Source organism: Cupriavidus sp. YR651, assembly GCF_900101625.1.
Taxonomy (GTDB): Bacteria; Pseudomonadota; Gammaproteobacteria; order Burkholderiales; family Burkholderiaceae; genus Cupriavidus.
The window spans coordinates 1-9,189 of record NZ_FMYZ01000037.1 but is presented as its reverse complement, the minus strand read 5'-3'; the positions used below and the strand labels follow the sequence as shown (position 1 = coordinate 9,189).

Here is a 9,189-nt window from a genome sequence, read left to right as displayed (position 1 = left end):
ATCGGTGATCGCAGGTTGATTCCAGGCGATCGGACTCAGCCGGGCCTTAGTTTCAGGCGTGCGCACGGCGATGAAGCGCCAGTTCTGCAAGTGGAAGGATGTCGGCGCAGCGGTGCCGATTCGCACCAGCTCGCGGATTTGGTCGTCGCTCAAGGTGGCGGCCGGGTCGTAGTACTTGGCGGCGCTGCGGCTCAAGATACATTCGATGACGGCATTGGGCTTGGTAGTTCCGTTGGTCATGGCGAAGGTGGCGGACTCGATGGCGGGAATAGCGATATGGCTCATGTTGCGGCCCTTTCATCAGGCGGTTAGGAGCCTCCACTTTAGGCGTACCCGATACCAATTTCGAGACTACTTCCGCTCAATAAAATGCCAGAAAGGATCAAGAAGAATAGTGATTCATCCTGCAGTTAAGGCAGGGCACTGAAGAGCGGCGCTTATGGCACGGTTCTCGGATCCGGACATGCGGCAGTGGTAATCACACATGACATACATGGGCAGCATCCATGCAGTGATTGGTACCGCTGAAGAGCCCGGCGCACGGACATCGGCAAGCGATGTCCCCGGTCTGTGCCAGCGCGCCGAAGCAAAAAATAATCGGTGGTCACACCGCGACTTGCCGCGGTGTCGTGCCGAAATGCGGATGATTCGAAAAGATCTCGGCGGCCCAGTTCACGAACACCCGAACCTTCGCCGACAGGTGCCGGTTCTGCGGATACATCGCTGAGATTGGTAGTTCGTCGGTCTGCCATTCCGTCATGATCTCCACTAGCCGGCCGCTATGGACGTAGGGCTCGGCCATCGCCCGCGAGATGCGCGTAATGCCACGGCCTTCCACTGCGCAGCCCAGATTGACGTCAGCATCGTTGGTGGAGATCACCGAAGGCAGCAGTACTTCGCTGCGTTCGCCAGCGCGGACTAGCGGCCACGGCGTCTCGCGTCCGGTTCGGTTCGACAGGAGATTTACCGCCTTGTGCCGTGCCAGCTCTGTGAGATCGTGAGGCGTGCCGAAGCGGCGTAGATATATCGGCGACGCGTAGAAGGCCAGCTTCACCTGACCGATGCGGCGTGCCACCATCGATTCGTCGAGCACCCCCACGCGCAACGCGACGTCTACGCCTTCTGTGAGCAGATCAATCGGCTTGCCGTTGACGGTCAGTTCGAGCTTCAGTTCCGGATACGCATTCAGGAAGTCGTGCAGTTGCGGCATCAATACCATTTGCGCGAGCGCGCTAGTGGTGTCCACCGCCAGCGTGCCGCGCGGCGATTCGTTATCGAGCGTCAGCGATTGCTCCGCCTCCTCGACGTCTGCCAGGATGCGCACGCAGCGTTCGTAGTAGGCTGCGCCGTCGGTGGTCACGTTGATGCGCCGTGTGGTCCGGTGCACCAGCTTGACGCCAAGATGGGTCTCCAGGTTCTGGATCATGCGGGTGAGCGTAGCCTTGGGTAGGTCGAGCGACTTCGCAGCGCGCCCGAAGCCACCGACGTCCACCACCCGAGTGAATGCCTGCATTGAGACTAGACGATCCATAATGAAGCTTTCCAAAGGAGTAAGATTTGGAGACTGAGTCAAGAATGCCGCTCGGCGGGCCTTCTGCCAGTCGCACAAACGAGCGAGCATGGGTAGCCATCGATGACCGGCGAGCCCGTCTCCTTGGTCCCTATTGTTGAGGCGTCGAAAGGTTAAGAACTGACCGAAGAAGTTAACATCCCCCTTGGTTTCCTTTTGAAGCGGTCTCTAGATGAAGCCGCTACCCTTCTTCAATCAACGAAAACGTACGGCGAAAGCGACTTGGGTCCATGCCGTGAAGTTGGCTAAATGCCAGAGAAAAATTACTCCAACTAGAGAACCCGACTCGTTTGGCGATTTCACGTACGGTAAGCGCGGTCGTGATCAATAGTTCGCTGGCGCGGCGCAACCGCACGAGCTTGACCAGGCTCATCGGCGATTGACCAAAAGCAGTGCGAAATGCGGCGGCAAACGCGGAACGGCTCATGCCTGCGATCAGTGCAAGACTGTCTACTGTGTATGCGACGTCAGGTTGTTCAAGAATAGCGACCAAAGCACGACTTAGCCGCATGTCAGCCATAGCGGCCATCCAGGGCAATGGCGAGAGATCACTCTCCATCCAGCGTCGTAACGCGAGTACTAGACATTGCTTAAGCAATGCCTCAGTCAGGACGCGTGAGCCCATCCTCGGCCGGACCGACTCAGCCAACAACATTACAAACTGGTCCCGCAACCCGTCGGTGTCGTCAAATCGCACCACCAGTGGTTTTCCCAATGAGGTGAAAAGGTCCCACCCATCGATCAATCCGGCGCGAATTTCACCACATGCCGTTTCAATGCCCCGCCGACCTTCGCCGGCAGTGAGTGTTGGAACGGATTCCTGCGACGGCACCCCGCGCACGCGCGTACGGCACTCAAGCCGGACCGGTTTGGACGAGGCGCTTTCGAGACAGTACGCAACCCCTGGCGGCAGGAGCACGAAACTGTGTGGCTCAAGTTGAACGGGAGGTAAGCCACGAACAGCTAGTGTGCCGACGCCGGCCAGGCAGTAATGCAGACTCGCCGTCTTGCAAGTATCGAAGCGAATTCCCCAACCACTACGTATGTCGCAAACCGTGAAATTGTTCACACCGATATCAAGCACAGCTAGCAAATGATCCAAGATCACGTGCGCGGATAAGGACGATTCGATCATGTGGATGATTCTGAGAATGACTCAAACGGAGGGGGCAACTAGCGCCTTATCTACGCTGCATACCGATAGCGAAGCGCTTTACTCACCCCCGCGCACCATGTGGCGCCATTGCCCAGGCGTCATCCCCATCTTGTCGGTGAACACGCGCCGGAACGCCGCTACGGATCGATATCCGACCGAGTCGGCCACGGCCTCGGTGGTCATCGCCGGCTTTTTTAGCTCGTTGGCGGCAAGGCTCATTCGGATATCGGTCAACAGTTCGGAGGCTGAACGTCCCAGCTTGTCCTGAAAGTGTCGCATGAAGGTTGCGCGTGACATGCTGCACAAGTCAGCTAGATCAGGCAGATTCCAGGGCCGCGCCGGATCGGCGAACATGGCTGAAATGGCCGGGGCCAGTCGCGGATGGCCCGTCAGTGCCAACAAGCCTGCCGGAGCTTGCTGGGATTCACTGGCCGCGCGCAGCGCAAGTGCAAACAGTGCCGACGTAAGCGCGTTGAGAATGGCGGATGCGCCCGCTTTGTCGCCGGCGGACTCCATGCGCATCAACTCCACGAGATTGGCCAAGTTGCTCAAGGCCGTTCCGATGCCTTCTTCACCGTGACCGTCCATGGCCCGTACCATTAGAGTCGCGGGTAGATAGTCACGAATCAATCGATCATGGGGCGATCCGATGAAAAATCTCCCACACAACATGTCCAGATGCTCGCCGTGGCCCTCATTCTCACTGAGCGTCCATCCTGTAGAAGCTTGGCGATTGTAGGTAAGACCCGGAGCATGTCCGCTACCATCATGCAGCACGTGGGCCGACCCGTGAGGCAACAGCACGATATCTCCGCCTACGAGCTCGCTTGTCTTTCCCGTCTCCGGGTCCTCAATAATGGCTCGGCCCTTGAGCACGACGTGGTAGGGGATCTCGTGCGCAGCGGACCGAGCCCAAGCCACACGCCAAGGCGCACCGTAGGCACAGCGGACTTCCAACTGGCCAGTGATGGTGATCATTTGCAGAAGCTGGCTCAGCCAGTCGACTTGGGACATATCAACTCAGTAATTTGAGACGCTTGAGATTCGCGGTTGACACGCCGCTTGTACGCGCCACGCAACCCCAGTACACGAGCTCGTCTGCGAAACCGGACGGGGACGGTACATACGAAAAGCCCAGATACGTTCCCCAGATCTTTCCTAGGCGCTTCCGGGCTTTGCGTTAGCTCGCATCGATGGCACCTTTCGGGGCTCTCAGAGATGGTCGATGCGAGCAGGTACAAGCCGGTCAGATCGATCCAACCGGTGTGACCGGCTTTAGCACTACAGTTCTTGCCATCATCATTTCCTTGGATAAATGATTTGACTAATATTCAAACGAGGTCCAGCACATCGGCCACCGGCAGGCGCGGCTTCTGTGCCCAGTTTCCCGGGCGCTCTGCCCCGATGGACAACAGCATGACCGGTACTTCGTTTGAAACCAGTCCGAACTCGCGGTGGACCGCTTCGGCATCGAAACCGATCATCGGCGTCGAACCCAGGCCCAGCGAGCGGGCCGCGTAGATCATCGCTGCCGCGCCGAAGGTGCCGGTGCGTACGGCCTCGTCGCGCTGGCGCTGCGGGTGGTCCATGTACAGATCGCGTGCGGGGATTTCCCATTCGGACACCATCGCCGCCGGCATGACGCCCATTTCAACCAGTGGAGCCAGGCGATCAGGAATAACGCTGGAGTCGGCCAACTGGCCGCAGATGATGAAGGTGACGGCTGCGTCGGTAATCGCAGGCTGATTCCAGGCGATCGGACTCAGCCGAGCCTTGGCTTCACGCGTGCGCACAGCGATGAAGCGCCAATTCTGCAAGTGAAACGACGTCGGCGCGCTGGTGCCGATCCGCACCAGTTCACGGATTTGGTCGTCGCTCAGAGTGGCGGCTGGGTCGTAATACTTGGCGGCGCTGCGGCTCAGAATACATTCGATGACGGCGTTGGTCATGGTGGTTCCGTTGCTCCTGGTGATTCCTATGGGGAAGGGACAGTCTGGGGTAGACGGGTGTTCCCGCTCTATACAGAGCTGCTTTCGTTCAACGTGTTGGGCGGCGTTTTCTCCTCTGATCCGCGTGCTTGCCGCACGGACGTGTCTCTCGCGGTAGCCATGTGCGGATCGGCGCTTGTCGGCGGCCTGCGAGGTGGCGCCGGACCCCTCGCGGGCATTTGATTGCGCTGCCACCACGGCGTAGAAATCAAGGCAGTTGAGGTCCTGTTCGGATCCGGCACGCAAAGCTATCCTTGTTGGCGGGTAGATGGCATTTACCTGACCGGTGTGGTCAGTTCTTTGTCGTTGCTATCAACGACAAATACCGCCAATAGCTTCGCCGGTTTAGTTTTGCTCGCGTTCCGACTTACTGGATGGCTTGCGCCGGGCGGTTCAGACCAGCTCTCTCCAGCGTGGTACACGTGTACATCACCATCGTTGACCTTCGATTCGACTGTGCCCGATACCACGTACGCGTAAATGAAGGCGGACTTCGCGTGCATGTGAGGTAACGAGCTTCCGCCCGGTGGATACTCGACTTCTACAGCGACGATTGATTTCCCTGGCAGATTGGGAATCGGTTGTTCGAACTTCGGCTTCACGATGTCGCCGGGCCCATGTGCCGCCGCGCCAGTGCTGGCGAAGATCGCAACTGTCACACAAAATCTTGTCAGAATAGGACGAATGATCATGGTCGAATTGCTCCATTTTGAGGCTCAAATTCTGTACGGTAGATGGCACAAGTTAAAGAGCCAAGAATCCTCATTGTTGTGTGTACTAAGAATAGTGATGAGCTATTGCCCAGCACTGACGCTTCGACGTAGCTTACGGCCATTGGAGGTCCGGCAAAGGAATCGACCATCTCGTGTCGGGAAGAATGCTTGATCTGGCCCCGATGTCGGGCCAAAGGGGCGCGACCAGTCGTGATGTACTTCGAAAATGGCAATGTGAACAGAGCCAATACGAGCTGTTCAGAACTCGATATCCGTCTCGCAGAACCTTGGGCATGCGCGGGCGGGCCTTAGCTGTTGACTTCACTAGCGTTTCCTTCGTGCTCTCATGTGGGGTCCCAGGGCACTGCGCTAGCGATATTGGTCGATGATTTCGAACAATCGATGGCACGAAGTAGCGAGATACGGCTCAGGCGCTGTGGCGACCCCGAGCAAAAGCCCTGGTAAGGCCCAGGAAGGAGTCGCGAACCATCTAGACAAAGGCGATGGTGCCATTCCGACGGCCATCGCCTCCCGAACGATCTGCATGTCGGGCGCACCATCGGGGAGTTTGAGAAGTATTGCAAGGCCGGCCTTGATCCACTCTGCATCGCGCATTTGCAGCTGTTCGCAGAGAGCATCACGCTGGGCAGAATATAGTCGCTTGAGCCGACGTATGCGGCGGATGTAGTGGCCATCACGCATGAATTGTGCGGTGGCGAGTTGAACTACTGGTGAAGGAGCGGGGGCAAGCGTTGCGGCTACCTCAGAGAACGCGTTAACCAGTTCAGGTGGCGCCACAACAAATCCAAGTCGCAGCCCCGGGTTAATAGTCTTGCTGAAAGTACCTATGTGGATAACGCGCTTGCCCTCGTCCAAAGACGCCAAGGCGGGTGCCGCTCTGCCTTCAAGTTGTAGCTCGCCGAGGTAGTCATCTTCGATGATCCACGCGCCGCTCGAGGCCGCCCATTCAAGCAGCTGAAGCCGTCGCCTCGAAGACAGGGTCGAGCCCAACGGAGCTTGCTGACCAGGCGTCACCACGGCTAACGCAGCGTCCGCAGCGTTTTCCATTCCGTACCCGACGTTGATGCCGTCAGCGTCTACCGGCACCGGAACGATACTCAAACGAGCGAGCTCGAGCCCCTTCCGGGTAAGCAGAAAACCGGGGTCCTCCATCCAAACCTTCTTACCGTCCAGACCTAACACTCGCAATGCTAGACCTAGGCCGGAGCTGTATCCCGAAGTGATAAATACCTGCTCCGGGACGCAATGGAGATCTCTAGAAATGGACAGATAGCCCGCAATCTCTTGGCGCAGACGGGACTCCCCTCTAGGATCGGGATAGACCAGTGACGAGAAGGGTCCCGTCTTCAATAGATTGGAGGAGCGCGCGCGCGCGAAGATCTTATCCGGCGGGCCTTCGAACGCCGGAATGCCGAGCTGGAAGATCGCTGGCCCGACGTTCATCTCCTGAATGGTTTTCATAAAACCACCAGGCCGCGGTGCGTCCGGTTGAGTACTCACCGCGCGGGGCCGTGGCGCCACGCGGGTGCCCTTTGCTCCAAATGCTTCAATCATCTGGGACTCGGACAACCGTTCATACGCCGTTCGAACCGTACCGCGCGCGACACCAAGCTGCGTAGCAAGGCACCGCCACGACGGCAATCGGGTGCCGGGTGCTAGCAAGCCGGAATCAATTGCCCTGACAATATTCATACGAATTTGTTCTGACAGGGGCAGCTTCCCTCTCCGGTCAAGGTGGATCTGCAGGTCCAAACAGTCAGAATACGATGCGTCGTTCACAACGGTGCTCCTTTCGTGGCAGAGGCCTTAGCCGTGCGGGAGGACGTCGGCGGGTCGTACAACACGAAATCTCCATTGCGCGCGACCATGAAGTCAATGATCTGCTGGTGGCTACGGCCTTCTCTCAGCATGCGATGGATTTCGCCGTGTAAATCGTTGACAATGGGCGAACTCGATTCCGCGCATACTCCCTCTTCAGTTATCGTGGACCGGGGTGACGTTTCCCAAAGCGCGGCGAATATCGTTTCAATGGCGGCGCGGAAACTACTGCCGCGGGACTCATTACCCTCGGCCCTTGCCAGGCTGGCTGGGTGATTTCTGTGTCTTGATCGGAATTTGACTTTTGAGGCCGTTGATGAGGAGAGTTACGGAGTAGGTCTTGCGTAATCCCCCGAGTCCTCACGGACGAACGCGGATGATCGTCTTTCCGCTGATCCGCTTGGTCGGATTGAAAGCGGCGACAGCATCATCGAGGGCCGAGATGTTGCCAATGTTCGTCCACAGTCGTCCGTCGCGCACCCGTTGGACAATCTCACCCAGTTGGGCTCGATCTGGCACGAGAACAAAGTCGATCGCGAGCCCGTCGGCGGGCCTCGCCTCGGTAGGCCCCGCGATGGTCACGAGCGTTCCTCCGCGCCGGACCACGCCGGCAGATCGCTTCGCGATGTCTCCACCGAAGACATCGAATACCAGATCGACGCTGCCGACGTCTTCCAAGGCGTCGTTCTCCAGGTCAAGGAACTCGCGCGCACCAAGCTCGAGCACTCTCTGACGGTGGGAGCCGCGTCCAGTGCCGATGACATACGCGCCGGCCTCGCGTGCAAGCTGCGTCACCATCGACCCGACAGCACCTGCTGCGCCGTGCACGAGAACGTTTTGCCCCGCCTGAAGGCGACCGTGCTCGAACAGTCCTTGCCACGCGGTCAGGCCGGGCATCGCCACGCTCGCGCCCACTGTGAAGTCGACATCCGCAGGCAGCGGCGCGAGGTTGCGCGCCTCGACGGCTACATACTCGGCGAGGGTGCCGCTGCGATACGAGTCTGTGAGGCCAAACACCCGCTGCCCTAGTGACAGCCCCGTCGTGCCATAGCCAAGAGCGATGACGACTCCCGCAAGCTCTTGGCCCGGAATCACTGGCGCCCGGTCACGGCCGAGGCGATCGGTCCAGGTCGAAGGCCACGTCAGCTCATCCCACGTAAATCCCGACGCATGAACCTGAACGACGACATCGTTGATTGCTGCCACCGGCTCGGGTCGGTCCACCAGCGTCATTCCGGCCGTTCCCGCAGTCTGATCCGTTACCACGATTGCCTTCATCGTCTTTCTCCCTGTGTCGAGTACACACGACTCTATGTGAAATGGGCGTACCCCTGCAGTCTCACGCGATTTTTCTCCACGGTCATTCGTCCCTTTGCAGGAACATCTTGCGGAGATCGAAAACCCGTTCCACATAGGGTGTTACCACTGGTCAACGTAACCTTGCTTCCCGAACGGGTTGATGCAAAGCACCGGTGAGATTAGTGAGCATCATCGAGCGGCGCCTTCTATCGGCTCAGAGGCGGATAGCCATGGGTGTAAATCCAGTCTGATGCTCGCGCCGGCACGTGACAGGATTGACAGTCCTTCTTGTAGTCCGTGGATGTAGTCTTCGTGGGATCAGTTGAATCGAACCAGGCCCAACCCCAGCCGTCTCCCCAAAGCTCGTTTTTGGGGAATCGGCCGACGTCGTCTTTCACCATGACAAACCAACCGGCAAGGGTGCCGGCGCTACTTACCGTTCCGGTTGTCATAGATTTTGTGGTCGTCTTGAACACTTCCTTCACGAGAACAGTGCCATCAGGAAAGCGCCCGGACTTGCGGTATGCGGCGATGGTTCCCGGGGATGCATAGACCACGTGCATCTCCTTCGAGCCTGGGCTATTGTCTGCAGCCACTGCCCAAGTGCCCAGCATCTGATAAGCG

At 58.4% G+C, this 9,189-nt stretch carries 10 protein-coding genes; all 10 read right to left on the bottom strand.

All coding sequences use genetic code 11. The features are described 5' to 3' along the window. On the bottom strand, positions 1 to 240 hold a 240-nt coding region (locus BLR29_RS31670; RefSeq protein WP_176861125.1), incomplete at its 3' end, for a nitroreductase family protein. Between the two features lie 364 nt (positions 241 to 604). After that, positions 605 to 1,531 carry a LysR family transcriptional regulator gene (locus tag BLR29_RS31665; protein WP_092144052.1) on the bottom strand — a complete coding sequence of 309 codons (927 nt, stop codon included), beginning with the start codon at positions 1,529 to 1,531 and terminating at the stop codon, positions 605 to 607. Positions 1,532 to 1,751: 220 nt separating this feature from the next. Then, complete coding sequence (locus tag BLR29_RS31660; RefSeq protein ID WP_092144049.1) at positions 1,752 to 2,705, bottom strand: AraC family transcriptional regulator; 954 nt, start codon at positions 2,703 to 2,705, stop codon at positions 1,752 to 1,754. Positions 2,706 to 2,783: 78 nt separating this feature from the next. Then, a complete protein-coding gene (locus BLR29_RS31655; protein WP_092144046.1) occupies positions 2,784 to 3,740 on the bottom strand; it encodes an AraC family transcriptional regulator in 957 nt (318 codons plus the stop codon). A gap of 317 nt (positions 3,741 to 4,057) precedes the next feature. Beyond that, positions 4,058 to 4,675: a nitroreductase family protein gene (locus BLR29_RS31650; protein WP_092144043.1), complete on the bottom strand. Its 618-nt coding sequence runs from the start codon at positions 4,673 to 4,675 to the stop codon at positions 4,058 to 4,060. Positions 4,676 to 4,989: 314 nt separating this feature from the next. Continuing rightward, positions 4,990 to 5,406, bottom strand: coding sequence for a cupin domain-containing protein (locus tag BLR29_RS31645; protein WP_092144040.1), 417 nt, complete (start codon positions 5,404 to 5,406; stop codon positions 4,990 to 4,992). Positions 5,407 to 5,796: 390 nt separating this feature from the next. Then, positions 5,797 to 7,227, bottom strand: coding sequence for a MocR-like pyridoxine biosynthesis transcription factor PdxR (locus BLR29_RS31640; protein ID WP_092144037.1), 1,431 nt, complete (start codon positions 7,225 to 7,227; stop codon positions 5,797 to 5,799). Next, positions 7,224 to 7,430, bottom strand: coding sequence for a cytochrome c-type biogenesis protein (locus BLR29_RS31635; RefSeq protein ID WP_255371552.1), 207 nt, complete (start codon positions 7,428 to 7,430; stop codon positions 7,224 to 7,226). Before BLR29_RS31635 ends, BLR29_RS31640 begins: the two co-directional genes overlap by 4 nt. A 196-nt stretch (positions 7,431 to 7,626) precedes the next feature. Beyond that, entirely contained in the window at positions 7,627 to 8,544 is a 918-nt protein-coding gene (locus BLR29_RS31630) for an NADP-dependent oxidoreductase (protein ID WP_092144031.1), read from the bottom strand. 227 nt (positions 8,545 to 8,771) lie between these two features. After that, the coding region (locus BLR29_RS31625) for a cytochrome P460 family protein (RefSeq protein WP_143018587.1) at positions 8,772 to 9,189 on the bottom strand (418 nt) is incomplete at its 5' end.

Coding starts and splice junctions, on each gene's coding strand:
- BLR29_RS31665 (WP_092144052.1), bottom strand. CDS start 1,531: ATGGATCGTCTAGTCTCAATGCAGGCATTCACTCGGGTGGTGGACGTC.
- BLR29_RS31660 (WP_092144049.1), bottom strand. CDS start 2,705: ATGATCGAATCGTCCTTATCCGCGCACGTGATCTTGGATCATTTGCTA.
- BLR29_RS31655 (WP_092144046.1), bottom strand. CDS start 3,740: ATGTCCCAAGTCGACTGGCTGAGCCAGCTTCTGCAAATGATCACCATC.
- BLR29_RS31650 (WP_092144043.1), bottom strand. CDS start 4,675: ATGACCAACGCCGTCATCGAATGTATTCTGAGCCGCAGCGCCGCCAAG.
- BLR29_RS31645 (WP_092144040.1), bottom strand. CDS start 5,406: ATGATCATTCGTCCTATTCTGACAAGATTTTGTGTGACAGTTGCGATC.
- BLR29_RS31630 (WP_092144031.1), bottom strand. CDS start 8,544: ATGAAGGCAATCGTGGTAACGGATCAGACTGCGGGAACGGCCGGAATG.